Annotated in this window: 30 protein-coding genes and 1 pseudogene; 16 read left to right on the top strand and 15 right to left on the bottom strand. The window is 34.4% G+C overall.

What is annotated here, in order from left to right; genetic code table 11:
- Positions 1–79: 79 nt before the first annotated feature.
- The 8 genes from D778_RS07225 to D778_RS07190 are packed head-to-tail and all read right to left on the bottom strand — an operon-like array spanning position 80 to position 6,640.
- Positions 80–1,186: an ABC transporter permease gene (locus D778_RS07225; protein WP_007649200.1), complete on the bottom strand. Its 1,107-nt coding sequence runs from the start codon at positions 1,184–1,186 to the stop codon at positions 80–82.
- Positions 1,183–1,911 (bottom strand): ABC transporter ATP-binding protein, encoded by a 729-nt coding sequence (locus D778_RS07220; RefSeq protein ID WP_007649199.1) that lies wholly within the window; start codon positions 1,909–1,911, stop codon positions 1,183–1,185. Before D778_RS07220 ends, D778_RS07225 begins: the two co-directional genes overlap by 4 nt.
- Before the next feature lie 13 nt (positions 1,912–1,924).
- Positions 1,925–2,860 carry an ABC transporter ATP-binding protein gene (locus D778_RS07215; RefSeq protein ID WP_007649193.1) on the bottom strand — a complete coding sequence of 312 codons (936 nt, stop codon included), beginning with the start codon at positions 2,858–2,860 and terminating at the stop codon, positions 1,925–1,927.
- A gap of 6 nt (positions 2,861–2,866) precedes the next feature.
- On the bottom strand, positions 2,867–3,325 hold the full coding sequence (locus D778_RS07210; RefSeq protein WP_007649191.1) for an OsmC family protein: 459 nt from the start codon (positions 3,323–3,325) through the stop codon (positions 2,867–2,869).
- Between the two features lie 16 nt (positions 3,326–3,341).
- Positions 3,342–3,854, bottom strand: coding sequence for a hypothetical protein (locus tag D778_RS07205; RefSeq protein ID WP_007649189.1), 513 nt, complete (start codon positions 3,852–3,854; stop codon positions 3,342–3,344).
- A 26-nt stretch (positions 3,855–3,880) separates the two neighbouring features.
- Positions 3,881–4,768: an HlyD family secretion protein gene (locus tag D778_RS07200; RefSeq protein ID WP_007649187.1), complete on the bottom strand. Its 888-nt coding sequence runs from the start codon at positions 4,766–4,768 to the stop codon at positions 3,881–3,883.
- 2 nt (positions 4,769–4,770) lie between these two features.
- Positions 4,771–6,024 carry a TolC family protein gene (locus D778_RS07195; protein WP_040491803.1) on the bottom strand — a complete coding sequence of 418 codons (1,254 nt, stop codon included), beginning with the start codon at positions 6,022–6,024 and terminating at the stop codon, positions 4,771–4,773.
- 1 nt (position 6,025) lies between these two features.
- Entirely contained in the window at positions 6,026–6,640 is a 615-nt protein-coding gene (locus D778_RS07190) for a TetR/AcrR family transcriptional regulator (protein WP_007649185.1), read from the bottom strand.
- 261 nt (positions 6,641–6,901) lie between these two features.
- Between D778_RS07190 and D778_RS07185 the strand changes: the two genes are divergently transcribed.
- The gene (locus D778_RS07185; RefSeq protein WP_007649184.1) at positions 6,902–8,068 is read left to right on the top strand and encodes a porin; all 1,167 of its coding nucleotides are present in this window, start codon (positions 6,902–6,904) and stop codon (positions 8,066–8,068) included.
- Positions 8,069–8,099: 31 nt separating this feature from the next.
- On the opposite strand, the gene D778_RS07180 is transcribed toward D778_RS07185, so the two are convergent.
- Positions 8,100–10,409 (bottom strand): DNA topoisomerase 3, encoded by a 2,310-nt coding sequence (locus D778_RS07180; protein WP_007649183.1) that lies wholly within the window; start codon positions 10,407–10,409, stop codon positions 8,100–8,102.
- Positions 10,410–10,556: 147 nt separating this feature from the next.
- On the opposite strand from D778_RS07180, the gene D778_RS07175 reads away from it, so the two are divergent.
- Genes D778_RS07175 through arsB form a run of 4 tightly spaced genes read left to right on the top strand, consistent with a single transcriptional unit; the run spans position 10,557 to position 13,078 of the window.
- On the top strand, positions 10,557–10,889 hold the full coding sequence (locus tag D778_RS07175; protein WP_007649182.1) for an ArsR/SmtB family transcription factor: 333 nt from the start codon (positions 10,557–10,559) through the stop codon (positions 10,887–10,889).
- 44 nt (positions 10,890–10,933) lie between these two features.
- Positions 10,934–11,401 (top strand): DUF6428 family protein, encoded by a 468-nt coding sequence (locus D778_RS07170; protein WP_007649180.1) that lies wholly within the window; start codon positions 10,934–10,936, stop codon positions 11,399–11,401.
- 26 nt (positions 11,402–11,427) lie between these two features.
- The gene (locus D778_RS07165) at positions 11,428–12,039 is read left to right on the top strand and encodes an arsenate-mycothiol transferase ArsC (RefSeq protein ID WP_007649178.1); all 612 of its coding nucleotides are present in this window, start codon (positions 11,428–11,430) and stop codon (positions 12,037–12,039) included.
- 1 nt (position 12,040) lies between these two features.
- Positions 12,041–13,078 carry an ACR3 family arsenite efflux transporter gene (arsB, locus tag D778_RS07160; RefSeq protein ID WP_007649176.1) on the top strand — a complete coding sequence of 346 codons (1,038 nt, stop codon included), beginning with the start codon at positions 12,041–12,043 and terminating at the stop codon, positions 13,076–13,078.
- Positions 13,079–13,084: 6 nt separating this feature from the next.
- On the opposite strand, the gene D778_RS07155 is transcribed toward arsB, so the two are convergent.
- Positions 13,085–13,984 carry a peptidoglycan DD-metalloendopeptidase family protein gene (locus D778_RS07155; protein ID WP_040491799.1) on the bottom strand — a complete coding sequence of 300 codons (900 nt, stop codon included), beginning with the start codon at positions 13,982–13,984 and terminating at the stop codon, positions 13,085–13,087.
- 388 nt (positions 13,985–14,372) lie between these two features.
- On the opposite strand from D778_RS07155, the gene D778_RS07150 reads away from it, so the two are divergent.
- The 5 genes from D778_RS07150 to D778_RS07130 all read left to right on the top strand — a co-directional run bounded on the left by D778_RS07150 (position 14,373) and on the right by D778_RS07130 (position 17,094).
- On the top strand, positions 14,373–14,855 hold the full coding sequence (locus D778_RS07150; protein ID WP_007649173.1) for a glutathione peroxidase: 483 nt from the start codon (positions 14,373–14,375) through the stop codon (positions 14,853–14,855).
- The gene (locus D778_RS07145; protein ID WP_040491797.1) at positions 14,852–15,313 is read left to right on the top strand and encodes a TspO/MBR family protein; all 462 of its coding nucleotides are present in this window, start codon (positions 14,852–14,854) and stop codon (positions 15,311–15,313) included. The genes D778_RS07150 and D778_RS07145 overlap by 4 nt, the downstream gene beginning before the upstream one ends.
- 19 nt (positions 15,314–15,332) lie before the next feature.
- Entirely contained in the window at positions 15,333–15,815 is a 483-nt protein-coding gene (locus D778_RS07140) for an SRPBCC family protein (protein ID WP_007649171.1), read from the top strand.
- 14 nt (positions 15,816–15,829) lie between these two features.
- Entirely contained in the window at positions 15,830–16,312 is a 483-nt protein-coding gene (locus D778_RS07135) for a CIA30 family protein (protein ID WP_007649170.1), read from the top strand.
- Between the two features lie 176 nt (positions 16,313–16,488).
- The gene (locus D778_RS07130) at positions 16,489–17,094 is read left to right on the top strand and encodes a peptidase associated/transthyretin-like domain-containing protein (RefSeq protein WP_007649169.1); all 606 of its coding nucleotides are present in this window, start codon (positions 16,489–16,491) and stop codon (positions 17,092–17,094) included.
- Between the two features lie 56 nt (positions 17,095–17,150).
- Here D778_RS07130 and D778_RS07125 read toward each other — a convergent pair whose 3' ends face one another.
- The 4 genes from D778_RS07125 to D778_RS07110 all read right to left on the bottom strand — a co-directional run bounded on the left by D778_RS07125 (position 17,151) and on the right by D778_RS07110 (position 19,331).
- Positions 17,151–17,642 (bottom strand): hypothetical protein, encoded by a 492-nt coding sequence (locus D778_RS07125; RefSeq protein ID WP_007649168.1) that lies wholly within the window; start codon positions 17,640–17,642, stop codon positions 17,151–17,153.
- A gap of 44 nt (positions 17,643–17,686) precedes the next feature.
- On the bottom strand, positions 17,687–17,920 hold the full coding sequence (locus tag D778_RS07120) for a YodC family protein (RefSeq protein ID WP_007649163.1): 234 nt from the start codon (positions 17,918–17,920) through the stop codon (positions 17,687–17,689).
- A 112-nt stretch (positions 17,921–18,032) separates the two neighbouring features.
- Positions 18,033–18,509, bottom strand: coding sequence for an Hsp20/alpha crystallin family protein (locus D778_RS07115; RefSeq protein WP_007649161.1), 477 nt, complete (start codon positions 18,507–18,509; stop codon positions 18,033–18,035).
- A gap of 249 nt (positions 18,510–18,758) precedes the next feature.
- Entirely contained in the window at positions 18,759–19,331 is a 573-nt protein-coding gene (locus D778_RS07110; RefSeq protein ID WP_040491796.1) for a hypothetical protein, read from the bottom strand.
- A gap of 131 nt (positions 19,332–19,462) precedes the next feature.
- Between D778_RS07110 and D778_RS07105 the strand changes: the two genes are divergently transcribed.
- The 3 genes from D778_RS07105 to D778_RS07095 all read left to right on the top strand — a co-directional run bounded on the left by D778_RS07105 (position 19,463) and on the right by D778_RS07095 (position 22,069).
- Complete coding sequence (locus tag D778_RS07105; RefSeq protein WP_007649158.1) at positions 19,463–20,332, top strand: winged helix-turn-helix domain-containing protein; 870 nt, start codon at positions 19,463–19,465, stop codon at positions 20,330–20,332.
- Between the two features lie 361 nt (positions 20,333–20,693).
- Positions 20,694–21,791, top strand: a complete 1,098-nt coding sequence (locus D778_RS07100) for a fatty acid desaturase family protein (protein ID WP_007649156.1) — start codon at positions 20,694–20,696, stop codon at positions 21,789–21,791.
- An 86-nt stretch (positions 21,792–21,877) separates the two neighbouring features.
- Entirely contained in the window at positions 21,878–22,069 is a 192-nt protein-coding gene (locus D778_RS07095) for a cold-shock protein (protein ID WP_040491837.1), read from the top strand.
- A 93-nt stretch (positions 22,070–22,162) separates the two neighbouring features.
- Here D778_RS07095 and D778_RS07090 read toward each other — a convergent pair.
- Positions 22,163–22,564, bottom strand: a pseudogene (locus D778_RS07090) (GDSL-type esterase/lipase family protein); the annotation flags it as partial.
- Between the two features lie 656 nt (positions 22,565–23,220).
- Here D778_RS07090 and D778_RS07085 point away from each other — a divergent pair.
- The 3 genes from D778_RS07085 to D778_RS07075 all read left to right on the top strand — a co-directional run bounded on the left by D778_RS07085 (position 23,221) and on the right by D778_RS07075 (position 25,656).
- Positions 23,221–24,078, top strand: a complete 858-nt coding sequence (locus tag D778_RS07085) for a phosphoribosyltransferase-like protein (protein WP_007649150.1) — start codon at positions 23,221–23,223, stop codon at positions 24,076–24,078.
- A complete protein-coding gene (locus D778_RS07080) occupies positions 24,078–24,434 on the top strand; it encodes a hypothetical protein (RefSeq protein ID WP_040491795.1) in 357 nt (118 codons plus the stop codon). The genes D778_RS07085 and D778_RS07080 overlap by 1 nt, the downstream gene beginning before the upstream one ends.
- A 181-nt stretch (positions 24,435–24,615) precedes the next feature.
- On the top strand, positions 24,616–25,656 hold the full coding sequence (locus D778_RS07075; protein ID WP_007649144.1) for a retron St85 family RNA-directed DNA polymerase: 1,041 nt from the start codon (positions 24,616–24,618) through the stop codon (positions 25,654–25,656).
- The last annotated feature ends 56 nt before the right edge of the window (positions 25,657–25,712 follow it).

The raw sequence follows: 25,712 nt of genomic DNA, 5'->3' as shown, positions 1-25,712 counted from the left end.
AGTGGAAACTTCTTTTTTAATTCCTGAAACCTACAAGATTTTAAAAAACCTGTGCAGGATAAAGTTCTCTAGTCTATAATTACTCCAACCTAATTTTATATTTCTTTACGCTCAATCCTATAAACAGGATGGTCATTCCAAGTAAAATCAAGGTTTCTTTCCATATAAATTCCAATCCAACACCTTTTAACATAATTCCTTTTAATATGATGATAAACCATTTGGCCGGAATAATGTTGCTTAAAACCTGAAGAGGCAATGGCATACTGGATATTGGAAAAATGAAACCAGATAATAAGATAACAGGAAGCATGAGTCCCATTAACGAAATCATCATTGCTGTTTGCTGCGTTGCAGATATGGTTGAGATTAAAATCCCCAAAGCCAATGCCGAAATAATAAAGAGCACACTTTCCAGCGCCAATAAAAACAAACTCCCTTGTACTGGCATTTTAAAGATGAAGATGCTTAATAAAACTATAACTACAGCATTTATTACAGACAGAAAAATATATGGGAACACCTTGCCAATAATCACCTGAAAGGGTTTTATGGGAGATACCAATAAAATTTCCATGGTTCCAAGTTCTTTTTCCCTGGTGATGGAAATAGAGGTCATCATGGCCGAAACCAACATTAAAATAATGGTCATAACTCCAGGCACAAACATATACACGCTTTTTAATTCTGGATTGTAAACCATTCGTGGTTCTGGCACAATCACATAATCAATATGGATGGCCTTATTTTGCTCCTGTTGATGATTCTGTAAAATGGAATTTATATAATTGCTAATGGTATTGGCTGTATTTGGGTCTGTGGCATCTGTAATGATTTGAACCGTTGCCTGATGGTTTTTGATAAGGTTCTTGCCAAAATCTGTTTCAAAGTTCAATACAGCTTTTACTTTTCCCTTTTTAAAAACAGCTTCTATATCTGTTTCACGTTCCAATATTTGCTTGATGCTAAAATATTTTGAAGCCGAAATTTTATTAATGATTTCTTTGGTTGTAGCATCTTTGGAATGATCTAGAATGGCCATGTCCACATTGTTGATTTCGTTGGTGATGGCAAAACCAAACAGTAAAATTTGAACGATGGGCATGCCAAATAGGATAAACAACGAGCGTGTATCCCTAAAAATATGGTAAAATTCTTTTTTAATGAAGCCTACAAAACGTTTCATCCTCTAGCTAATTTTAGAAACACATCGTTCATATTATCAACCTGAAATTGTTCTTTTAATTTTTTTGGGGTATTTAAAGCTTCTATTTTTCCATTTACCATAATGGAAACCCTATCGCAATACTCGGCTTCATCCATATAATGTGTGGTAACAAAAATGGTTGTGCCATCATGGGCTGCTTTGTAAATCATTTCCCAAAACTGTCTTCTGGTAATGGGATCCACGCCACCTGTTGGCTCATCTAAAAACACAATTTTAGGTTCGTGCAACAAAGCCACGGAAAAGGATATTTTTTGTTTCCAACCCAAAGGCAAGGATCCAACCAATTGATTGGATACCTCTTGCAAACCCAAATCTTCAATAAGTTCCTTGGTTTTTTCTTTAATCCTAGCTTTTGTTAACCCATAAATGCCACCAAAAAAGCTAATGTTTTCTTTAACCGTTAAATCGTCGTATAACGCAAATTTCTGACTCATGTAACCAATGTTCTTTTTAATGTCTTCAGCTTGTGTAAACACATCAAAACCGGCTACGTGTGCTTTTCCAGAAGTTGGAATGGAAATACCAATAAGCATTTTCATGGCAGTGGTTTTTCCGGCACCATTGGCACCAAGGAAACCAAAAATCTCTCCTTTTTTAACTTCGAAAGTAATGCCGTTTACAGCTTTAAAATCGCCAAACATTTTGGTTAAGTCTTCTACTTGTATGACGTTGGTTTTTTTCATTGTTGTAACCCTACTAGGTTTTTGAAAGCTTGCAGGTTCTGTTTGGATATTTTGCCAATTCCATAAAACTGTCTTCAATGGTAGCCTGGGTTTTTTCTATTTTAATATTTAAAAGTTTTTCAGCTTCCAAATACATTTTTAAATCGTTGATTTTAAAATCATTTCGTACATCTGTGTAATGCACAAATTCTCCAAAAGGATACACACTATGTTGATATTGATAGTCCTTTAGACTGTTAATTAATTGATACATGTTGTTGGCACTTACATTATAAATGGTTTTAGGATATTGTTTTACAATAGCCTCTGGTGTGTCAATTTGTAATATCTGTCCATCTTGAATCAAAGCTATTCTATCGCACAAGGCAGCTTCATCCATGTATGGTGTAGACACCAATATGGTAATGTTTTTTTGCTGCAAGCGTTTTAACATGTCCCAAAATTCTTTTCTGGAAACGGGATCCACACCAGTTGTAGGTTCATCCAGAAACAATACTTTGGGTTTGTGTATTAAAGCACAACTCAAAGCCAGTTTTTGTTTCATGCCTCCAGAGAGTTTTCCGGCTCTTCTGTCTTTAAACGGTTCTATCTGTACGTAAATGTCTTTAATTAAATCGTAGTTTTCCTCTATGGTAGTCCCAAAAATGGTCGCAAAGAATTCCAAGTTTTCTTCAACGGTTAAATCTTGATATAAAGAGAACCTTCCAGGCATATACCCAACATGTTTCCTAATGTCTTTAAAATCTTTCAACACATCAAAACCAGCAACACTTGCTTGGCCTTTATCGGCTATCAATAAGGTAGTGAGGATTCTAAAAAGCGTTGTTTTTCCTGCTCCATCTGGACCAATGAGCCCAAAAAGCTCATTGGGTTTTACTTCAAAGGAAATATCCTGTAAGGCTTTTACTCCTTTATAAGATTTTGATATGTTTGAAACTGTTATTCCCAAAGCCTTTTAATTTTGTACAATGACTTTAGATTCTAAAACAACCTTAGAGGTAATGGAATTTGAGATAAGACAGGCTTTTTCAGATTTCTCGATAATACGTTCTGCACGATCGCGTTGCTTTTCGTCTGAAACAACAACCTCTGGAAATACATGAATTTCACTCATTACAAATTTGCCATCTACTTTTTCCAAAACACCTTTTGATGGACACTTAAAACTGATAAATTCCAATTTTGAATATTCAGCAATGGCTAAAAAAGTGGTCATTAAGCAACTGCTAACAGCTGCTGTAAACAAGTGCTCTGGCGACCAAATATGGGGCATGCCATTTGGGAACTCTGGTGGAGTTGCTACTTCCAAACAGTTGGATTCCTGAGTTTCTTTGTTGTACAATTCCGGTGAACACATGGTGCCTTTTCGGTCTTGTGTCCAAGTGATATCTACTTGATATTCATGTTTTTCCATGGTGTGCTTTGTTAAATTATTTAAAATACCTATTGTAAGCTTCTACATTTTCCTGAATACTGTTTTTTATTTTTGAAGCTTCCTCCAGGTTGTCAACTTCTGAAAGGGCATCAATTTTTTCCATCAATGGAAGTAACCACACATGTAAATTGTCGTGAGATGGTCCTTTCATGGTACATTCTTTTATAACATAGTTTTTGGCTTCTGTAAGTTCTTTTGCTAATTGGTGATAACCCTCCAAGGTGGTTGTTTGTTGGGTCTTTAGGATATCTTTCATTTTTTCAACACCTATATTGGTTTCCTCATTGGCTACCCATTTATTGCCATTGTCCAACTGTATTTCTTCCATCCAGTTGTTGCTAATTGCAGAATGTGCATCATGCGTCTCATGTGACTCATGATTGTCATGCGATACAGTCTCTACTTCTTCTGTATTGTTTTGTTCTGTGTTTTGTGTTTCTTTTTTACTGTTGTTACAACTTGTAAAAAGCAATGCCAAGATGGCAATAGATAAAATTGATTTTTTCATAATATGAATATTTAAAGGGTTGATTTTTAATTGTTGAGCCACATTTCGGCAGGCATGCCTATTTTAAGGCTACCATCGTTCTTAACGGTCACTTTTACGGCATATACCAATGCAACGCGCTCTTCTTTGGTTTGAATGATTTTAGGTGTGAATTCAGCTTCCGAAGCAATCCAGGTAATGGTTCCAGGATAATCTTTCATATCATCCTTATCATCTATTTTTACTGTTACTTCTTCACCAATCTTTAAGTTGGCCAATTGGGTTTCGCTAACATACACACGCAATTCCATATGTTCTAAATCGGCTATTTTGTAAAGAGGTTTCCCAAACGCTGTAATTTCATTAGGTTCGGTATATTTTGTTAGTACTGTTCCTGTAATTGGATTTACGATTTTACATTTTTCTATCTGGTCTTCTATTTGCTTTAATTGAACATCAATGCTTTTTAGTTCATTTACAACAGGCGCATTTTGGATTTCAACACTTCTTATTTGTTGATTTATCACATCTATTTCACCTAATATATCGTCCAATTGTTTTTGGGTTCCAGCATGGTCACGAATCAGGTTTTCTGTTCGCTCTTTATTGGTGTTTGCTGTCTTCAATTTTGCCTTTAAAACAGCAATTTGAGACAACACACCTTTGGATTTGCTGCTAACTACATCCTTGGAGACCAATAACTGTTCGCGTTTTAAAGCTAAAGGAATAGTATCTATATAACCAACAAAAGTGTTTTGTTGCAGTTTGTTGCCTTCTTGAACATCAAACTGCATGAGTTTGCCGTTGTTTTCTGCTGAAACCGTAATTTCTGTTGCTTCAAAATTACCATATCCATCTGCTTTTCCGTTGGATTGACCACAGGAAATAAGTGTCAATATGGCAAAACCTAATATATAGCTGTGTGTATATTTCATTTTTAATGTCCTTGAGTTATATTGTAATTTGCTTTAGCTAATTCCAATTGAATGTTGTGTGTGATAAGCATGTTTTCTGCTTCGTATAAATTGGTTAATTCGGTAATGTAAGTAGATGCTGTAATTACACCATGCCTTAATTGAGACTCGGTTGCCAACAGCACATCTTTACGGAGTGTGATGATTTCTGTGTCTATAACAATATGTTCTGCAATCTTGTCTATTTCCTTTTGATGCTGATTGAGTTGTATGTTGTTGTTTAGCTGAAAAATCTCGGTTTCGTTATCTACAATATCTTTATTGATTAGCAAAGACTCCCGTTTCTTTTTGTTTGAATTCCAATCAAACACATTCCAATTCAATTTAATGCCAACGGTATAAAAGGGCTCGAAGGAATTGTCCAACATGTTCAATCCCGGATTTCCAATGCCTCCTGTTGCAAAACCAAGTACTTTGGGAATGTTTTCTTTGTGCAAAAGTTGTTCCTGACTTTCTATTTCTTCTTTTTTTAACTGAAACAAGGCCATTTCCGGACGCTGTACAGTAGGCGTGAGACTGATGGCAATTTCTGGTTTTTGAAACTCTGTGGAAACATCCAAGGGTTTGCCTATTAATGTAGCTAAGGTTTCTACCAATACAGTTTTGTTGTTGTTTATTTCAGAAAATTGTTGTTGGATTTTTAACAACTCGGCTTCAAGTATTTTATCGGAAGAAGGAAGCATGGAACCATGTTTAATGCCAGATTTCACTTCCTGTAACTTACTTTCCAATTGGGTTTGTTTTGCTTTGAGCAAATCAAAAGATTCATTGTTAAGCAAAATGGAAAAATAGAGCTGGTTTACCTGTTGTTTTAATTGATACAAGGTGACTTCCAGTTCTTTTTGCTGTGTTTTTAACTGTGCTTGTTTTGCTTTGGAAGAAGCCTCTATGGAACCACCATGATAAATTAATTGATTAACCGATAAGGTTGCTCGATATTGATCGTTGTTTGGAGGCTCAATACCGCTATTTGGTATTGGTACCTGTGTTACATCCGATAGGTATGAGGCCTGCGCATCCAGATGCAACTGTGGTAACTTGGCAGTTTCTATAGCGTCAATTTCCAAATCGTTCTTATTTTCCAATAAGGCTTTTTGTTTTGCCAAAGGGTAATTTTCTGTTACCAAATCATAACAGCGTTCAAGCGTTATTTGCTGTTGAGACCAGCCCATTGTGCTTATTAAAAAGAAAATCAAGATGCTACATGTTGTTTTCATCTTAATGTTGTTTTATGGAATGAATAATAAATTCTGAAACTTCTGTTTTACGTTGCTCCATAAGTTTTTTAAACCCTTGATCGTCTGTTTTAACAAATGCTTTAACCAAAGGTTTTGCAACAAATGGAAATATGTTCAAGGCCAGGATGTTGATAAACAACTGATCGCCTTTGGTTGGTTTCAAGATTCCTTGTTCAACCTCCAGCGCTACTTGTGCCTTAAACTTATCTATGTTCAGGATGCTATTGTTTTCCTGAATGTTTTTAATGAAATCTGGATTTCTGTTAAGTTCCTGAATGATGAAATTTGGCAAATAGGGATGCTTAATGATGAATGAAATGTAATTGGAGCTAAAGTTTTTCACTTTATCTTCAATGGAAGAGTTGTCGTTCAAAATTTTATTGAGCTGTGGAGCCAATAAAGAAAAGGCATTTTTAAACACAGCTTCAAAAAGCAATTGTTTGCTTCGGTAATAATAATGTAGCATGGCTTTGTTAATTCCAGCCTTATCTGCAATTTCCTGCATTCTGGCACCATCCATTCCTTTGGTTTGAAAGACGTCTTTAGCAGCCATTAATATCTGTTCCTCAGTGTTTTTATCTTTAGTCTTTGTCATAATTAACTATAAAGTTTAACCATTTGGTTAGCAAAGATAGCAAATTATTTCAATCGCAAACAGGGTTATGAGATTAATTTTTATTTACTCTATGAATACATGCATTAAATAAAGGGATTTAAGCTGTTTGGAATTACATTAAAGACCTTATTTCAGTTAACATCAATAAATAGTATTTAAAAAGTTTTAAAAAAGAGTTATTATTATATTAGCAAAAAAAACAGCTTTATTAAAACAAGTATATTATATATAACACTTTTGATGTTATTTTTTGGTAGTAATCAAACCAAAGCGCAAAACGACACGATATCTGAAAGTAAAATCAATGTGAAGTATACAGATAAAGGCTTTGCATTTAGTACTGCAGACAATAAGTATTTGCTACATATAGAGTCTAGATTACAATTTAGGTTTGCAACACCTAATGACCAAAATCCAGTAACGATTGATGATTTTCATGAAGGAAAACAAACTACGTTCAAGATTAATAGAGCGCGTTTAAAAATTGGTGGTCATGCCTATAAACCTTGGTTAAAATATTTTTTTGAATACGAACTTTCACAAGGTAACTTATTGGATTTTCGAATTATGATTGAACGTTGGGATTTTTTTAAAATCAAGGTTGGTCAATGGAAAACGTACTATAACCGAGAACGTGTAATTTCTTCTGGAAAGCAACAAATGGTGGATCGATCTATTATTAATAGGCCTTTTACTTTAGATAGACAGCAAGGTATTGAATTCTATGGTCGAGTGTTTCCTCAAACCTTGGCAGATTTTACATACCATATATCCATATTGACTGGAGCTGGAAGAGGTGCCACAGAAAATGATGATGGACATTTAATGTATGTGGGACGTTTACAGTGGAACATGTTTGGTAGGGAATTGGAAATGACTGGATCTGATTTAAAATATCACACCAAACCTACTGGCTTGCTTGCTTTGGCAGCAGCTACCAATAGAAGCCCTTACACGCGTTTTTCTCAATCTGGAGGTGGAGAATTATTTGGCTATGAGCAAGGTATTCCAGGACAATATCATGTAAAACAGGCATTGGTGGAAACTGCTTTTAAATATAAAGGCTTTTCTTGGCAAAATGAGTTTCATGTAAAAACTATAGAAGATAATGTAAATGATAATACAAGAAAGCTCTCTGGACATTATTTTCAAGCAGGTTATTTCTTTTCTAATTTGTGGAGTTTTGTTCCAGAACCTCTTGAAATTGCTGGTATTTATACAAAATACAGACCAGATGTTGATATAGGCAATAATTACCAAAGAGAATTGGGTATGGTTTTTAATTGGTTTTTTAAGGAACATAGAAACAAATTGTCTATGGAATGTACCAACTTTACGTTTCAAGGAGCTGATGGGCAAAACCCAAGTGAATGGCGATTTCGCTTACAATGGGATATTTCCTTTTAAATGGTGAGGTTGTTGTGTTTTTTAAAACAAATTACAAACCTTGTTTTAAAATGGTATAAACCAACTCTTTGGTTAACTTTTTATCTCCAGTTTTTTTTCTTAAATCATCGAATGAAAACCTAAAATCGCAACCATCTTTATAGGCTGAACATCCATAAGCTGTTTTACCTTTAATTACAGTACCTTTTTGGCACTTAGGACAAGCCAATGTGTCTGGAATAGTTTTAAGCTTTGTTTTCTTAGGTTCCAAAACAAGTTGGAACAGGTCGTTAAATCTCAACAAACCTTCAACTTCTTGACCATCTTTTTTAAATCCTTTTAAATTGACAGTAGATCCTTTTTGGAGCAATCTTAAAAATTGCTTGTCAGATACTTTTTTTTCATAAACCTTAAACGGAAGTATAAACGTACAGCCTTCCTTGTATGCACTGCAACCATAAGCCGATTTTCCTTTTAAAAGGGTTCCCTTTTGACATTTGGGACAGGTTTCTGCTGTCAAACCAGCTTTCTTTTTTTGCTCTTTTTTAGCTTGTCGGTGTTTCACTATGGCTACCTGTGAAATGTTCGCTCTGGTGGTTTCGCTTCGTACTTCATACACCAAGTCATCCACCATTTTTTTCATATTAATGATAAACTGACTGGCACTGAATTCCCCTTTTTCTATGTCCTTTAATTGTTTTTCCCACAAACCGGTTAATTCTGCCGATTTCAATAGATCGTTTTGTATGATATCTATTAATGCTATGCCAGTTACTGTTGGTAGAATTTGTTTTTTATTCCGTTTGATATACTGACGCTTAAAAAGCGTTTCAATAATGTTGGCCCTTGTGGAAGGTCTTCCAATACCATTTTCCTTCATTAAATCGCGTAGTTCATCATCATCTACCTGTTTTCCTGCTGTTTCCATAGCACGTAGGAGGGAAGCTTCAGTAAATTGATTAGGTGGTTTGGTTTGTTTTTCTAAAAAACTTGGTTCATGTGGTCCTTTTTCTCCTTTAACAAAGGTTGGTAGTATGTCAGCTTCTTTCTTCTCTTTTTCTGTCACACTGAGCGCAGTCGAAGTGTCAAAAACTTCTCGCCATCCTTTTTTCAGAATTTCTTTTCCTGTGGTTTTAAAGTTAACATCAGCTGCTTGACCTATAACAGTTGTGTTTGAAACCTCACAATCTGGATAGAATACAGCAATAAAACGCTTTACAATTATATCGTAAACCTGTTGCTGATTGTATTGTAAATTGGTTTGAATACCTGTTGGAATAATGGCATGGTGATCTGTTACCTTCTTATCGTTAAATACTTTAGCCGATTTTTTAATTTTCTTTCCTAAAAGTGGTTGTGTTAAAGTCGCATAATTAGTCAGTTTTTGAAGAATTCCAGCTACTTTAGGATACACATCATTTGGTAAAAAGGTGGTGTCAACTCTTGGATAGGTAACCACTTTCATTTCATATAACTTCTGAACTATTTTTAAAGTATCATCTGCAGAGAAACCAAACTTCGTATTACAATACACTTGTAAACCCGTTAAATCAAAGAGTTTTGGTGCATATTCTTTTCCTTTCTTTTTTTCTATTGAAACAATTTCAAAGTCGTGTTCTTTGACTTTGTTAGCCAAAACTTCGCCATCTTCCATCTTGGTAAAACGACCTTCTTCATAAGCAAACAAGGTGTTACGATACATGGTCTGTAATTCCCAATAAGGTTGTGGCTTAAAGTTTTCTATCTCTTTAAAACGGTTGACAACCATAGCAAGCGTAGGCGTTTGCACACGCCCAACAGAAAGCACTTGTTTGTAGCCACCATGTTTTACTGTATAAAGTCTGGTAGCATTCATACCTAACAACCAATCTCCAATAGCTCTGGAAAAACCGGCATAATACAGGTTATCATACTTTTCAGATGGTTTTAAATTTTCAAAACCTTCTTTAATGGCTTCGGTAGTTAGTGAAGAAATCCACAAACGCTGTACTTTGCCTTTATAGTTGGCCTGATCTAAAACCCAACGTTGTATAAGTTCACCTTCCTGGCCAGCATCACCACAATTTATAACGACTTCAGCTTTATCAAAAAGGCTCTTAACAATTTTAAATTGTTTCTGTATTCCCGAATTGCTAACTACCTTGGTTTTAAATTTTTCTGGAAGCATGGGTAAATTGTTTAAATCCCAGCTTTTCCAGTGTGGTTTGTAATCGTTTGGCTCCAGGAGTGTGCACAAATGTCCAAATGTATAAGTTACTGCATAACCATTGCCTTCATAGTAACCATCATGTTTATTATTTGCTCCAAGAACGGAAGCAATTTCTCTGGCAACACTAGGTTTTTCGGCAATGCATACTTTCATTTATTACTTTTTTAGAGTGATGCAAAATACATTTTTTTATAAAAAGGATGACCTATAATTCTAATCAATTATGAATTATTTTTAAATAATCCTTGTATGATAATTTACTTAATCGTAATATTGCAATAAACAAATCAATAACATATTATGGGACTCACAAAATCTGAAATATTTACTGAAGAACAAAACAAGCTAGCCTTAGTGGCCAAAGCTTTTGGACATCCTGCTAGAATAGCTATTTTGCAACATTTGTTTAAACTGAATAGCTGTGTTTGTGGCGATTTGGTAAATGAGATAGGATTGGCACAGCCAACCATTTCCCAGCATTTAAAAGAACTAAAAAACTTAGGAATTATAAAAGGAGATATTTCAGGAACCAGTGTTTGTTATTGCATCAATCAAGAGGAATGGCAAAACATAAAACACATGTTCTCCCAGTTTTTAGATCAAGAACTAATTGACGATGGAACCTGTTGTTAAAGCAATAAATCATTATAACATTTATTCAATAATTCATTGATATTATGAAACTTTCAGAAATTAAACAACATTTAAGTACTTTAGAAACCATTGCTTTTAAATTACCAAACGGAACATTGGTTCCAAGTCATTTTCATGTAACAGAAGTTGGGAAAATAGACAAACACTTCATCGATTGTGGAGGAACCGTTAGAAAAGAGTCTGTAATTAATTTCCAATTATGGGAAGAAAACGATTACGACCACAGATTGCATCCAGAAAAATTGGTTCATATTATAGAATTATCTGAAAAAGTTTTAGGACTTGAAGATTTGGAAATAGAAGTAGAATATCAAGGAGAAACTATTGGGAAATTCAATTTAGACTTTGATGGCAAACATTTTTTATTAACGAATAAGCAAACAGACTGTTTAGCTAAAGATAAATGTGGGATTCCTGCAGAAAAACCAAAAGTAAAACTTGCAGAACTGCAAAACGCATCTTGTTGTACACCAGAATCTGGTTGTTGTTAATTTTTAAACGATAATAATATATTCAGATGTATAAAACTTTAGTAAATTTTATAGAAACCATAGATGTTTCAAGTATTCCTAAAGAGCGTCAAGAGGTTCTTAATAGTCTAACCGATTTCATTCAAGGAAAAGTTTCTAACAAAGAAGCCATTCGCATAAATTGTATTTGTACGCATAATTCAAGACGCAGTCATTTAACACAGGTTTGGGCTCAGGTTATGGCGTATTATTTTCAAATTAAACAAGTAACCTGTTATTCAGGAGGCACAGAAGCAACAGCTTTATATCCTGTAGTTGCAACAACTTTGGAGGAAACAGGGTTTCAGATTCAGAAATTATCAGAAGGGAATAATCCGGTTTATAGCATGAAGTTTTCAGAAAATGAACATCCAATTATTGGCTTTTCTAAAAAATTTGATGATGTTTTTAATCCGGAAACACAATTTGTAGCCATTATGACTTGTTCTCAGGCAGATGCTGGATGTCCATTTATTGCAGGAGCTGAAAAACGCATTCCTATAACTTATGAAGATCCTAAAGTATCAGATGGTTCACCAGGCCAAAAAGAAGTTTATTCAAACAGAAGTTTGCAAATTGCAACAGAAATGTTTTATGTTTTTTCTCAAATAAAAAAATAAGATGTCATCAACCAAAAAATTAAGTTTTCTAGATAGTTATTTAACCCTTTGGATTTTTATTGCCATGGGAATTGGAGTAGGACTTGGCTATTTAATGCCATCTATTCCAGATTATATCAATTCTTTTAGTAGTGGAACAACCAATATTCCAATTGCTATTGGACTCATTTTAATGATGTATCCACCTTTAGCAAAAGTGAATTATGCTTTATTACCAAAGATTTTTAAGGATATAAAAATCTTATCTATTTCCTTGGTTTTAAACTGGATTGTTGGACCTGTTTTAATGTTTATTTTGGCCATTACATTTCTTCAGGATTATCCAGAATATATGGTAGGTTTGATATTGATTGGTCTAGCCAGATGTATTGCTATGGTTTTAGTATGGAACGATTTAGCTGAAGGTAACAGCGAATATGGAGCTGGTTTAGTAGCTTTAAATAGTATTTTTCAAGTATTTGCTTATAGTTTTTATGCCTGGATTTTTATTACAATATTGCCACCTTATTTTGGTTTTGAAGGAGCCATTGTTGATATTTCTATAGCTACCATCGCTGAAAGTGTAGCTATTTATTTAGGAATTCCATTTTTATTAGGATACTTAAGTAGAAAAATTTTAGTGAAATTAAAAGGAGAATTATGGTACAACGAAGTGTTTATTCCTAGAATTTCACCAATAACTTTGATAGCCTTATTGTTCACAATTGTAGTCATGTTTTCTTTGAAAGGTGAATTAATAGTTGAAATCCCTATGGATGTTGTCATTATTGCAATTCCATTGTTAATTTACTTCACCTTGATGTTTGTAATTGGCTTTTTTGTTAGTAAAGCCATGGGAGCAACTTACGATAAAAATGCAGCCATTGCCTTTACAGCAGCAGGAAATAACTTCGAATTAGCCATAGCTGTAGCTATTGCGGTGTTTGGTTTGAATTCAGGTCAAGCCTTTGCAGGTGTTATTGGTCCCTTGGTAGAAGTACCAGCTTTAATTCTGTTGGTTCGTGTTGCTTTTTGGTTGCGTAAAAAATACTACGCTTGATACATGTTATTCTATTATCAATTTTTGTCCTATACGCAAAGTGCTATTGCGTTTCATGTGGTTGCTTTTGCAAATGGCAGTAATACTGGTATTGTTTCTTAAAGAGATTTTGGATAATGTATCCCCTTTTTTTACAATATAAACCTTAGGCTCTCTATTCATGCTTGCTATGGCTTCTTCTTCAGTAGAAAATATCTCCAGTTTGCTTTGGCGTTTGCTACTGTGCAGTTCAGGACGTGTCCAGGTTTTGGTAATCCAAATATCTTTTGCCCTGATCTCATTATTTTCATTGAAATCTAAAAGATACTCTGGGTTTACAGGGATGCCCTTATAATTCATTTCCAAATGTAAATGACTTCCCCTTGCGTTTCCAGATGTGCCACCTTTACCTAAATAAGACCCAGCGACAACCGTATCGTTTTCCTTAACACCATATCTGGATAAATGTGCATAAACGGTTTCCAAGCCATTAAAATGTCTAACCACAACAGTCCTTCCATGTCCTGAACTGTAATTGGCAAACCTAACCACACCATCAAACATGGCGTATAAACTGTCTCCTGTAATCAAATCGATATCAATACCTTTATGGGCTCTGCCTTTGCGCCAACCATATCTAGAGGTAATTACTTTGTTCCTTGGAATAGGGGACACATAATTTGTGTCTTTAAATTGGATATGTATGGGATATGCAACCTCAGTATCATAATCTATTTTTATTTTACTGGTATCCCAAAACTCAGAAGTAATATCCATAGTTTCCGTTTCAGTGTGGATGGAGGTTAAATAGGCCTCCAAATCATCTATAAATTGGGTTGATTCTGGTGAGTAGACTTCAGGTGATTTATTTTGTGCGATGGAACTGTAGGTTACACACAAAAATAATAGGGCAAAAACTAACTTCATAAATTATTCATTGTCAAATCATTATTTGATATTTTTGAATGATTTGTCTTAGGGTTAAACTTTTCTTGTCGTCGAAAATAATAAAAACAACGATTAAATGGATTGTGTATTGCAACTCAATGTTGTTTTTTGCTAAACTTTAACATTTTTAATGTTAATGGCTACTTTTTAAATGCCTATTTCGTTCCTAGGAACTTGGTTTTTATGGATTTTGCTTTTTTAGTCTAAACTTTATTTAGAACTTGTAGTTTAAAACATTTATTTTGTCTAACTTTGCAACATTATAAGTTGAACAAAAATTTCTTTACTTAAAACTTGAATAATGTATAAAATAGTATTGATTATGATTAGCCTGATATTTTTTAACAATCTTAAAACCAATAAGTCTATGCAAGCGTCAGCTTCTCTTTATGACATATCCATCAATAGTCTAACAGGCGAACCTATTGATTTAAGTTCTTTTAAAGGGAAAAAAATCCTAATTGTAAACACAGCTTCCGAATGTGGCTTTACAGGACAATACGAAGGTTTACAGGAACTGTATAACACCTACAAAGATAAGTTGGTGGTTATTGGCGTGCCTTGCAATCAGTTTGGTGGTCAGGAACCAGGAACAGCTACCGAAATTCAATCGTTTTGCAAACAGAATTATGGGGTTACTTTCTTAATGACAGAAAAAGTGGATGTTAAAGGAGAGAATCAACATCCATTGTATAAATGGTTAACATCTAAAGAATTAAATGGAGTAAGCAGTTCTTCCGTAAAATGGAATTTTCAAAAATACCTCATTGATGAAAAAGGGAATCTTATAGATTATTATTATTCCATAACCAGTCCAACCAGTACTAAAATAACAAAACATTTAAAATGAAAAAGTACCAACTGGTCATTCTGTTCTTGGTCATAAACTTTGCAGCTTTGGGAATTGGAAGTTGGTTCATGGGCAATGGTCCAAGTTCGTCATGGTATTTGGAGCAAAACAAAGCCCCATGGACTCCTCCAGGCTGGGTTTTTGGTGCAGCTTGGACAACCATTATGATTTGTTTTTCCTTTTACATGGCTCATTTGCTACAATTGAAAAAGCAGACCTTGGTACTCAGTCTTTTTACAGTTCAGTTTCTTTTAAATGTGTCTTGGAATTATGTTTTTTTCAATCAGCATTTAGTGGCATTGGGCTTAATAAACATTGTATTGTTAACACTAGTGGTCACTTATGTTCTGTTTAGGTTCAAAGACGCTTTAAAAACCAAAACCTGGCTGCTTGTTCCGTATGCAGTTTGGCTTTTAATCGCTACCAGTTTAAATGCCTACATCCTTTTTAACAATTAAATATTAATTTTAGTTTCCAATGAATTTCTCCACAAAAGGCATGGTCTATACCTTATCGTCCAAACAAAAGTTACCCATCAGCTTGGAAGAGGCTTGGCAATTTTTGTCAAGTCCCAAAAACCTGAAAACCATCACGCCAGATTATATGGGATTTCATATTCTTTCAGGAGCAGAGAAACCCATGTTTGCAGGACAAATCATTCAATACATCGTGACACCGGTTTTTGGTATTAAAACCCATTGGGTAACCGAAATTACACATGTGGTTGATAAGACCTATTTTGTGGACGAACAACGTTTTGGCCCTTATGCTTTGTGGCACCACAAACATTTTCTTAGGGAAGTGGAAGGTGGTGTGGAAATGGAAGATGTAATCGACTACAAACTTCCGTTTGGTTTTCTAGGTAGGTGGTTGCATCCTATTTTAGTGAAACCCAAGCTGACCGAAATTTTTAATTATCGCAGACAAAAACTTTCCGAACTGTTTGGTCAATTCCTGTAAACCCTTAATGTGTCATGGTTCTATTTCATTCTCAAAACAACAGCAATCTATCCCAATGGCAAGTACTTAACGATGTGGTGATGGGAGGTCGCTCTCAAGCCAATTTTGGTGTTAACAATCAGGGGTTTGCTGAGTTTTCTGGTCACGTGTCCTTGGAAAACAATGGTGGTTTTTCCAGTGTAAAATATCCATTAAGCCCAATAGATATCACTAACTTTAACAAACTGGTTATAAAAATTAAAGGAGACAACAAAAGGTATCAATTGCGCTTAAAAACCAATAAATTGGATGCGCATAGTTACATAACTTACTTCGAAACCTCTGGTTTATGGCAAGAACTTGAGTTTCTATTTGCTGATTTCTATCCAACGTATCGTGGCAGACGTTTGGAACTCCCAAATTTTCCGGGTGAGCAAATGGAAGAATTAGGTTTTATGATTGCCAATAAGAAAGCACAGGATTTTAAATTGGAAATAGCACAAATACGTCTTCTTTAAAAAGTTTATTTCATAAATTCATTTCAAACTTCGCAACTCACAATTTAAGAGTGCATTACATCGATGCTTTTGCATTTTTTTTTCAGTTTATCGTAAAATTTTATAGTTCATAAGATTTTTTATGAAGCAATAGGGCTAAATATATAGTTTTAAGCAAATTATATATGTAAAGCCTTATGAAAAAGCTCTTTTTTATTAGTTGTTTGATAACCGTTTTTGGTTTTAGTGACTCTTTAAAAGCACAGGATTCTGCCGATGTTTTAGAAGAAATCCCTTTTGATTACTTGACCAGAAGCCCTCTTTACGATTTTACTGAAAAAAACCTAAACGCTACTGATACTATTCCTGGTTTTGAAACCCAGGAAAACAAATTAAAACTTACAGGAACCATCTATCTTAGTGATGGTGTCACTCCTGCTAAAGGTGTTATTTTGTTTATAGAACAGCCCAATGAAGATGGCGAATACGATTTGCAGTTTGAAAACAACAAACGATTTGTTACACATAGGGCTTGGGTTAAAACCAACGAACAGGGTCAATATACCTTCTATACCTTTATTCCTGGTTCATACAGGCACAGTAAAGAATTGAGACATATTCATCCAGTGGTGAAAGAGGCTGGAAAACCAGAATACAAATTAAATTCCTTGATGTTTGAAGACGATCCATTTTTAACCAAAGCCTGTAGAAAGAAACTCAAGAAAAAAGGGATAGACAGCATCCTTACGACCTTGAAAAAGGAAGATATGTATGTGGCCAACTACAATATTGTTTTAAAATAAAAAAGAAAGACCATTATCTGGTCTTTTTTTTTTAACTCAAGTACATCATAAATTTGTTATTCCTGTGGTTCCACAGGTTCTATAAGTTTTGGTTGATACTTTTCCAAAAGTGCTTTTTGTCTGGCAAGCATTTGTTGGGTCAGTTTGTCAATGTCCATAAAGTCCTGCCCAAAGTCACTGTTAAAAAAATCATCATTAAAAAAGCGTTTGCTAAATAAGGAATCTTTGCTAAATACATCATCAAAACCTTCGTCTTCAAAATGCGAGTAGTGTTTAAAGAATTTCGATTTAAACGATTCCAGCACACTGTCCATGTCTTCGGCACTTAAATCTTTGTATGTTTCGTTGGAAGACCAGGAATAGATGCTGTCGTATTGAATAAGGTTTCCGTTTTCGTCAAACGCTTTATTTACGGTCCAGGAGCCTTTGGGTTGCTTGTTGTTCTGTGCTATCTTTTCTTGACTATCTGTTGTGTTGGAATCGTTATTTTGACCACGACAACCTGTGTGTAACAAACACAGCAACATTAAAAATAGATAAGCTTTCATAACATTTCATTTTTTAAGGGTTTTATTAATAAATTCCTATTGTTTTAGGCTTTGTAAATGCCTCCAGTATCCTTTAGTTTCAACAACTTGTTTTGGTGATAAATACCGGACAGGCGTTCGCCATTTTTATACCAAACACATTCTAAGTAGCTATGGTTGTTTGTAGTTCCAAAAAAGGGATCTTTTTTAACTATGTATTTTAAAACTTCCATTTTCTGGTTGTTGGGTGTCCCTTTAACTTTTACCCAATCTCCAGGTTTAAATTTTCTAGACATCATGGTAAAATAATTTTTTAGGTGAAACATTGGTTTAAACAGCAAACAAACAATGAAAAGCAGAGGCTGTAAGTACAGCCTCAACTTTTATCTTCAACTATTTAGCCTACAAAAATTAAGAGATTTTAATGGATCGGATAGGCTTTTTCTTGGCTTCTTCTTTTTTAGGCAACAGGATGTTAAGTATGCCATCTTGATAGCTGGCGTCAATCTTGTTGTCGTCTACACTTTCTGGAAGTGTAAAGGTTCTTTTAAAAGAAGAATAACCAAACTCTCTTCGGGTATAATTCGCTTCTTTTTCTTCTTTTTCCTCTTTCATTTCTGTTGAAATGGAAAGGGTGTCATTATCTAGGTCTATTTGTAAATCGGATTTTTTAAGACCTGGTATGGCCATTTCCACCACAAATGCATCTGTGGTTTCTTTAATGTTTACCTTTGGCAAAGACATGCCTGTGTTGAAGTTTGAGGTAAATACACTTGGTAAATCTCTATTGAATAGGTCTTCAATCCAATTGGACCAACTTGGGAAGTTTGTATTTGAATTAGTGCTTGCTAAACTTCCATTTTTAGGAACAGTTACTAAAGTGCTCATAATAATAAAAATTTTAAGTTAAACAATAAATCAAAAGTTTCAATCTTAACGATTCTGATAGTTATATTGCAAATAAAATACCAAATAAAAATATGGGAATATTTTTAACGAATCTTTAAAGATTTGTTGGCTTTTTCGTTAAAAACCCTGTCTAAAAAAAGGTCAAATACTTTTTATAATGTCAAATTGACATTTTAAAACTGAAATTTTTACAGTTGCTTGCTGACAATTTTTAATTAAGGAAAACACTTAGCAGCCTGCAGCAAGTGTTACCTGTAACACACCAGAGTTTTGTGTGACTTTAAAAGGAATTTCCTCATAAGTGCAACGGGGTTCTATGGTAAACCTAATAAAGCCTGTGACTTCAAAGTCATCTTTTGTCAATATGTTTAAATTTTGTTTATATAAGGTATTTTCCCTTACCCAATTCACCTTGCCATCTACAAACGGATGGGTGTCCATTTCTTCCACCGAACGGGGTATTTCAATAATATCATCGGTCATGCTTAGTTTGTTGGAGTCTTCTATGGTCATGCTGAATTTTCCTTTAAAATCCTTTTTGGCATGTGGAGACACAAAATAAGCATTATCTTTTAAGGTGATGAATAAGTTAAGCTGTTTGGTGCCTGTTTCCGTGGTTTCCATCTTTAAGTCTAAATGATATGGACTGTGGGGATTATAAGGTTCTTTGTATGAGATGGTTTCAAAAGGATTTAATGGTAACATAACTTCAGGGACGGCTGTGTCCTTCATTGCTTGCTGACTGTTGGTGGAACAGTTCAAGCATAAGAGCAAGAAGCAACTTAAAACGATTTTGTTCATTATGTAATTGATTTTAAAATTATTAGCAAGGATAAAATTAGATGAAACATGTTTAAAGAATGTCAAAAAAATGCAAAAGAAGTGTCAACTCCTGTAAAAAGTCATGAAAAATTGAGTTCTTTACACTTGGAATGAAAAAACGAATCTTTTTTATATTAAGTGGCTTAAGTGTGCTGGCGTTTTCTTTTTGGTTTTTGATGTCGTCAGAAGAACCAAACCAGCTGTTTTCACAAAAGGTGAAAGTGGCTTTACGGGCTGTGGGTCATCAATTGTTATTGGCACATGGCGACTCTACATCCTTGGTCATGCCTGTTACATCCTTAACCGAAAACACCTACCAACTTTCTTTTCAAAAACCCTTAAGTTTGGATCCAAGCGCTTTGGTAGTTGTTATCGATTCGGTATTTCAAAAAGCAGAATTGCCTAAAGATTATTTGGTGGAAACGCTTGCCTGTGAAGCCCAGGAGGTAGCTTACAGTTATCAGATAGTCAATCAAGTGGAAAATAATATTGTGCCTTGTGCAGGCAGGATCCTTCCGGAAAACTGTTATGCCATTCATTTAAGTTTTAAACCTTTAGGTACAAAATCCATAAACAAAGAATATATTTCTTATGCTTTAATGCTATGTGGTTTTGTTTTGTTGTTACTGGGTTTTAAACAGAAAACGCAAGATGAAAAGTCTAAGGCCTTGGATACTCCTGCTTTTGAAACCATAGGCAGTTTCCGGTTTTATCCTGAACAAAATAAATTGGTGAAACAGGCTGAAGAAATCAGTCTTTCCAAAAAAGAATGTGAGCTTCTGGAAATTTTTGCAGCCAAACCCAACCAAGTCATTAAACGTGACGAACTCACTAAAAAAGTGTGGGAAGACCATGGTGTCATTGTAGGTAGGAGTTTGGATACGTACATTTCTAAATTACGTAAAAAACTGGAAGCAGATAGCTCTATTAAAATCATCAATGTACATGGCGTAGGGTATAAGCTAGAAATAAATACTTAATAAGCCCGATGATGCATATGTTATAAAGTGTTTATGTTTTCCATACTTTAACACTAAATTGTGCTTGCTTGGTTTTAATTAGCTTATCTTTATGATAAATTATTTGGACTGCTTTTCTTTTTTTAATTTTCCTTTCAATCTTAATTAATTCTTTGCTCTCTTCAATACTTTAAAACTGTAGTATAATCACAGACTATTTGTCAAAGTGTACTAAGGAAATAAAACCCCAACCATTCCTTGTGATACTTTAAAAATATCAGGCTTATGCTCAAACAGGATTGCCACGCATCTTTTGGTTACATAAAATTTAAAAAAATAGATGTCATGTGCAGTAAGTTTATAATTTCAATAATAGCACACTATGGAGCATCTTAGATTTTCAAGAGCAACTGATAAGGATTTTTCCAAAACTTTAAGACGTCGGGTAAACAGTTACTTTAAAGAAAATAACATTAGTAAAAAAGCCAATGCCACAATGGTTGTTAAAACCATTGTCATGCTTACGCTGTTTTTTGGTCCTTTAATGTTACTTTCCACAGGTTTGGTTACCAGTGTTTGGCTGCTTTTCACCTTGTATGTGATTTGTGGTTTAGGCATGTCTGGTATAGGAATGGGTGTTATGCACGATGCCATACATGGCGCATATTCTAAAAACAAAAGGGTCAATACCTTATTGGGTTATACTTTCAACCTTATTGGGGCCAATGCAAAAATCTGGAACATACAGCACAACATTTTACATCATACCTATACCAATATTGAGCATGCAGACGATGACATAAACACGCCATTTTTTTTGCGTTTTTCCCCTCATGCCAAACACCATTGGTCTCAAAAATTCCAGCATATATACATTTGGTTTTTTTATGGTATTTCAACCTTACTATGGATTACAGTCAAGGATTTCGTGAATTTAAAACGTTATCGGGACATGGGTTTCCTATCCAAAAAAAATGAATTTAAACGCGTATTGCTTAGCATGACCAGCTGGAAGCTTTTTTATTATTCTTATGCATTGGTACTTCCCATGATCATGGTGCCACTGGCTTGGTGGATAGTTTTATTGGGGTTTTTGTGCATGCATCTTATTACAGGCTTATTGGTTAGTGTGGTTTTTCAAATTGCACACATCATGCCTGAAACCGATTTCCCATTACCCAATAAACAGGGTGTTATGGACAACGAATGGTACAAACACCAGTTGGCTACTACCAGTAATTTTGCGCCCAAAAGCAAACTCCTGTTTTGGTTGATTGGAGGGTTGAACTATCAAGTGGAACATCATGTCCTACCAGATGTGTGCCATGTGCATTATAAAAAAATAAACAGTATAGTAGTTGCAACAGCCAAAGAGTTTGGCATGCCCTATCATGTAAAAAAAAGCATCCTGCATGCCATTAAGGATCATATGAAAATGCTTAAAGCATTGGGCAAACAACAAAACCTAAGCAGAGTATAACCAATAATATTACAACCTATAAAACCATAGAAATGATGATAAAAAGAATGATTGATAAATTAATGAACACTAATAAAGTAAATAACATGAAAGAAGGTACCGTAAAGTTTTTTAACAATGCCAAAGGATTTGGTTTTATTACCGTAAAGGATTCTGAAGAAGAGATTTTTGTGCATTCCACAAATCTGATAGATAACATCAAGGAAAATGACCTTGTAACATTTGACGTGGAAAAAGGGGACAAAGGCTTTAATGCCGTAAGGGTTAGTTTGCTCTAAGTTATAGGCTACTTTGAAAAAAAACCATCCTAACACGGATGGTTTTTTTATTAATATTTGTTAGGGATATCAGGTTTTATTTGATGTGGCAAATTAGGATTTGATTAAAGGGCCAATCACCTCCCAAACATTGTCTGCCACGATTTTATGTCCTGCTTTGTTGGGGTGAATGCCATCTTTGAGGTTTAAGGATTGGATACCACCAACATCCTTTAAGATAAAAGGGATAAAAGCCAACTTGTTTATTTCTGCTAAATCAGCATAAAGTTGTCTGAACTCTGTGGTATAATCCTCGCCCATATTTGGAGGCAATTCCATTCCAGCCAAAACTATAAGGGTCTTGGGGCTTTGTTCCCGTACCTCATCAATAATGGCTTGAAGGTTAGCTCGGGTTTCGGTTAAAGGCACACCTCTTAGACCATCATTTGCACCCAGTTCCAATAAAAAAATGTCGGGTGCCTGCTTGATAACCCAGGTAATACGGCTTTTTCCTCCGTGCAGGAGCCATAGAGGGAAACAACACTAAAGAAAAAACCCTACTCCAGACATTCTCCCAAGAAACCAGAGTAGGGTTTTATGCTTATGTAATACCAGTTTAACCGGTAACAGGAATAATCATGGTATTACCTTGTGCCAACTCATACAATTCGCCATTAGCATCCTGGTAAAACACAATACCAATTCCGACAAAGATACTAGTACTTGCAGGTAAAACACCGAAGGAAACCCGAACTAGACCCGAAGGAGACCCTATGGGAAATTAGGTTTGAGGTGCGTTTTTTCGTAAGTAATGTACTACATTTGACTTGTTTTTTTAAGACGTTTTGTTATTATGAGCTTCATTTTATTGAAACAGGTGTGAAGTGAAGAAACATTTTTTATGGGTTTTTTTTATAAGCTAGTTGGGTTTTACGGAAAGCCGTAAGGATGCCACCAAAAGTTTGCTTTTCTTTACAAAACAAACCCGCAAACAAAAGGGCAGGAGTTAGTAGATATACGTAGTACCACGTATTGCAAAGCTGCTAAAAAATAGCTAGGTTTGAAACTTAACGCAAAGGATAAAAGCAATAAAAACCTGTTGTTATCCAGGAATTTTAACCGTTATATAATTATATTTGAGAAGGTATAAGGAGTTGTGCAAAATGTAAAAAATGAATGAAAAAATTTTAAATAGAGCTGATTCAACAATAGATGTAGATGACTTCAGGCGACTGACCAGCCTACATTTAGACCATGAATGGTTGACATATGAACCAGATGCTTTATTTGAGTTGTGGTGTCTTAGTGACGAGGAAAATCAAAAACAGCTTATTGAATTCTTGATTAACAATTATGAATATATAGATTCAAAGAAACTAACAAAAGGTTGCCAAACTATTTCTGAGCACATTCAAAATGAATGGAAATTAAGCTCTAAAAATTCATTTTTATTAGCGACTTGCGATGACAAAGAACCCGATGGTTCACAAAGTCTAATTCAGAATTTAAAGAATAAATTTTCAGTGGAATGGAAAGCATCGAATTTTTACAATTCTCTTCCCACTGGTGTCCATGAAGTACCTGATGATTCAACTATTATTCTTGTTGATGACTTTATAGGAACAGGGAATACAATAAATCGTAAGCTTAATTATGTCAATAAAGTTATCACTGAAAGAAAGTTAAAAAACATAGACATAAAGATAGTCAGTTTGGCTTCCATGCTTTTTGCAAAAGAGGCTCTTGACAAATTAAATGTTGAGTATTTTAGTGTATACTGGTTAAAAAAAGGTATCAGTGAATCGCATCCTGAAGAAAATAGAGATGATGCCGTAAAATCGATGGAAGCCCTTGAAAAAAAACTCAAAAGAAAGTATCACGGAAAATACCTGCCAAAATTTGGTTATCAAAAATCAGAAAGTTTGTTTGCACTAGAATCATACAACGTTCCTAACAATGTATTCCCGATTTTCTGGTGGCCATTTTTAAAAGGAGGAATTCCACGAAAAACTATTTTTAAACGAGTGTAATGATTTTTTTTAGTGAAGACATAGAATTCTTACGAGAGATATTTGAGGTAAAAAAGATATCACCATATCATTTTCACCAAAAGTATTTGCTGTCACCTGCGCAAATGGCTAGGACGCTAAGAAAATTTTTGAATTTAGAAGTAATTGAATTTAATGATGATGAGGCTGTCTTGACGAAAACAGGTGAATCTTGGATAATTGGAAATAGGAAGAAAATATTCATGAAATCTAACAAATATTGGAAACAAGTTCCTGAATATATGCAGCAAGAACCTCTTGAAATAAATGAAGTATACAAACCTATTAGAAAAAATTTAGATTCAGAATTATTTGAAATATTTGAGGATGGGGAATGAAACTAGCACGTTGGAGGTGTATTCGCCTCTTAGATTAACGCTGGCGTTAACCATACTAGTGCCTTAAAAGGCACTAGTATAGTTCCTAACGGAACTATACTACTAAATCTACTTCGTAGTATTTAGCAGTTAGAATAAATTACAATGAAAGTAGTTTTCCCATCCTCTTTTTTATTACTTAATGAACGATAATAAAAACATACTGGTCAAAGAATGGGATGCCTTTATATCCGAGAATATAAGAGGTGCTAAAACTCAAATTGCTGTCAAGACCTATGTCAATAAATTAATTAGCAATAATACTGTTGTAATTCTAGACTTTAACCATTTGGCACTTTTGCTAGGAATTGAAGTGGACGTTTTGGCAAGAATAACATCTCATTCAGAGTCATTTTATTATGACTTTGAAATACCAAAACGTGATGGTAAATCAAGAAATATTTCAGCACCATATCCTGTTCTATTGCAATCTCAAAGATGGATTTACAAAAATATTCTAAGTAAGCAACCTATTCATGACTGTTCAAAAGGATTCAAAAAAAATACATCTATTGTCGACAATGCAAAAGTTCATTTAAATCAAAAAATATTGCTTAAAATGGATATTGAAGATTTTTTCCCTTCAATAAAATTAAACAGAGTAATTTCAGTTTTCCGCGTGTTGGGTTATACTAAGAAAATATCCTATTATCTAGCTTCAATATGTTGCTACAAAGGAGCACTTCCCCAAGGTGGAGTAACAAGTCCAAGTCTAAGTAATATTATAACTAAACGTTTAGATTACAGATTAAATGGTTTGGCATCAAAATTTGATTTAAAATACACCAGATATGCTGACGATTTTACATTCTCAGGTGAATATCTACCTATTAAGATTATAGATTATATTAAATCCATTGTTTCTAATGAAGGATTTAAAATAAAAGATAGTAAAACTAAAATGATAGGCAGTAAGCGTCAAAAAATAGTTACAGGTATTTCAATTTCTTCAGGTAAAATGACAATACCTAGAAAAACTAAAAGGGAATTGAGAAAGAATGTTCATTATTTATTGAAAAATGGATTATCTAAACATTTAGAACATAATAGAATCAATGACCCTATTTATACAGAAAGAATGATTGGCTATTTACATTTTTGGCATTCGGTTGAACCAAATAATAAGTATGTAAAGGAGTCATTAAAAAAACTAAAAGACTATTCAATACAACTTGATAGTTAAAAACACTTTGCACAACAATGGTAACCGTTGCACAACCCCATGATTTTATAAAAACA

This window comes from Xanthomarina gelatinilytica (assembly GCF_000348685.1).
Lineage (GTDB): Bacteria > Bacteroidota > Bacteroidia > Flavobacteriales > Flavobacteriaceae > Xanthomarina > Xanthomarina gelatinilytica.
This window is presented reverse-complemented; position numbering and strand designations above follow the sequence as displayed.

What these genes read in the sequence shown, in the direction of transcription:
- D778_RS07225 (WP_007649200.1), bottom strand. Translation starts at nt 1,186, where the DNA reads ATGAAACGTTTTGTAGGCTTCATTAAAAAAGAATTTTACCATATTTTT.
- D778_RS07220 (WP_007649199.1), bottom strand. Translation starts at nt 1,911, where the DNA reads ATGAAAAAAACCAACGTCATACAAGTAGAAGACTTAACCAAAATGTTT.
- D778_RS07210 (WP_007649191.1), bottom strand. Translation starts at nt 3,325, where the DNA reads ATGGAAAAACATGAATATCAAGTAGATATCACTTGGACACAAGACCGA.
- D778_RS07205 (WP_007649189.1), bottom strand. Translation starts at nt 3,854, where the DNA reads ATGAAAAAATCAATTTTATCTATTGCCATCTTGGCATTGCTTTTTACA.
- D778_RS07200 (WP_007649187.1), bottom strand. Translation starts at nt 4,768, where the DNA reads ATGAAATATACACACAGCTATATATTAGGTTTTGCCATATTGACACTT.
- D778_RS07195 (WP_040491803.1), bottom strand. Translation starts at nt 6,024, where the DNA reads ATGAAAACAACATGTAGCATCTTGATTTTCTTTTTAATAAGCACAATG.
- D778_RS07190 (WP_007649185.1), bottom strand. Translation starts at nt 6,640, where the DNA reads ATGACAAAGACTAAAGATAAAAACACTGAGGAACAGATATTAATGGCT.
- D778_RS07185 (WP_007649184.1), top strand. Translation starts at nt 6,902, where the DNA reads ATGTTATTTTTTGGTAGTAATCAAACCAAAGCGCAAAACGACACGATA.
- D778_RS07180 (WP_007649183.1), bottom strand. Translation starts at nt 10,409, where the DNA reads ATGAAAGTATGCATTGCCGAAAAACCTAGTGTTGCCAGAGAAATTGCT.
- D778_RS07175 (WP_007649182.1), top strand. Translation starts at nt 10,557, where the DNA reads ATGGGACTCACAAAATCTGAAATATTTACTGAAGAACAAAACAAGCTA.
- D778_RS07170 (WP_007649180.1), top strand. Translation starts at nt 10,934, where the DNA reads ATGAAACTTTCAGAAATTAAACAACATTTAAGTACTTTAGAAACCATT.
- D778_RS07165 (WP_007649178.1), top strand. Translation starts at nt 11,428, where the DNA reads ATGTATAAAACTTTAGTAAATTTTATAGAAACCATAGATGTTTCAAGT.
- arsB (WP_007649176.1), top strand. Translation starts at nt 12,041, where the DNA reads ATGTCATCAACCAAAAAATTAAGTTTTCTAGATAGTTATTTAACCCTT.
- D778_RS07155 (WP_040491799.1), bottom strand. Translation starts at nt 13,984, where the DNA reads ATGAAGTTAGTTTTTGCCCTATTATTTTTGTGTGTAACCTACAGTTCC.
- D778_RS07150 (WP_007649173.1), top strand. Translation starts at nt 14,373, where the DNA reads ATGCAAGCGTCAGCTTCTCTTTATGACATATCCATCAATAGTCTAACA.
- D778_RS07145 (WP_040491797.1), top strand. Translation starts at nt 14,852, where the DNA reads ATGAAAAAGTACCAACTGGTCATTCTGTTCTTGGTCATAAACTTTGCA.
- D778_RS07140 (WP_007649171.1), top strand. Translation starts at nt 15,333, where the DNA reads ATGAATTTCTCCACAAAAGGCATGGTCTATACCTTATCGTCCAAACAA.
- D778_RS07135 (WP_007649170.1), top strand. Translation starts at nt 15,830, where the DNA reads ATGGTTCTATTTCATTCTCAAAACAACAGCAATCTATCCCAATGGCAA.
- D778_RS07130 (WP_007649169.1), top strand. Translation starts at nt 16,489, where the DNA reads ATGAAAAAGCTCTTTTTTATTAGTTGTTTGATAACCGTTTTTGGTTTT.
- D778_RS07125 (WP_007649168.1), bottom strand. Translation starts at nt 17,642, where the DNA reads ATGAAAGCTTATCTATTTTTAATGTTGCTGTGTTTGTTACACACAGGT.
- D778_RS07120 (WP_007649163.1), bottom strand. Translation starts at nt 17,920, where the DNA reads ATGATGTCTAGAAAATTTAAACCTGGAGATTGGGTAAAAGTTAAAGGG.
- D778_RS07115 (WP_007649161.1), bottom strand. Translation starts at nt 18,509, where the DNA reads ATGAGCACTTTAGTAACTGTTCCTAAAAATGGAAGTTTAGCAAGCACT.
- D778_RS07110 (WP_040491796.1), bottom strand. Translation starts at nt 19,331, where the DNA reads ATGAACAAAATCGTTTTAAGTTGCTTCTTGCTCTTATGCTTGAACTGT.
- D778_RS07105 (WP_007649158.1), top strand. Translation starts at nt 19,463, where the DNA reads ATGAAAAAACGAATCTTTTTTATATTAAGTGGCTTAAGTGTGCTGGCG.
- D778_RS07100 (WP_007649156.1), top strand. Translation starts at nt 20,694, where the DNA reads ATGGAGCATCTTAGATTTTCAAGAGCAACTGATAAGGATTTTTCCAAA.
- D778_RS07095 (WP_040491837.1), top strand. Translation starts at nt 21,878, where the DNA reads ATGAAAGAAGGTACCGTAAAGTTTTTTAACAATGCCAAAGGATTTGGT.
- D778_RS07085 (WP_007649150.1), top strand. Translation starts at nt 23,221, where the DNA reads ATGAATGAAAAAATTTTAAATAGAGCTGATTCAACAATAGATGTAGAT.
- D778_RS07080 (WP_040491795.1), top strand. Translation starts at nt 24,078, where the DNA reads ATGATTTTTTTTAGTGAAGACATAGAATTCTTACGAGAGATATTTGAG.
- D778_RS07075 (WP_007649144.1), top strand. Translation starts at nt 24,616, where the DNA reads ATGAACGATAATAAAAACATACTGGTCAAAGAATGGGATGCCTTTATA.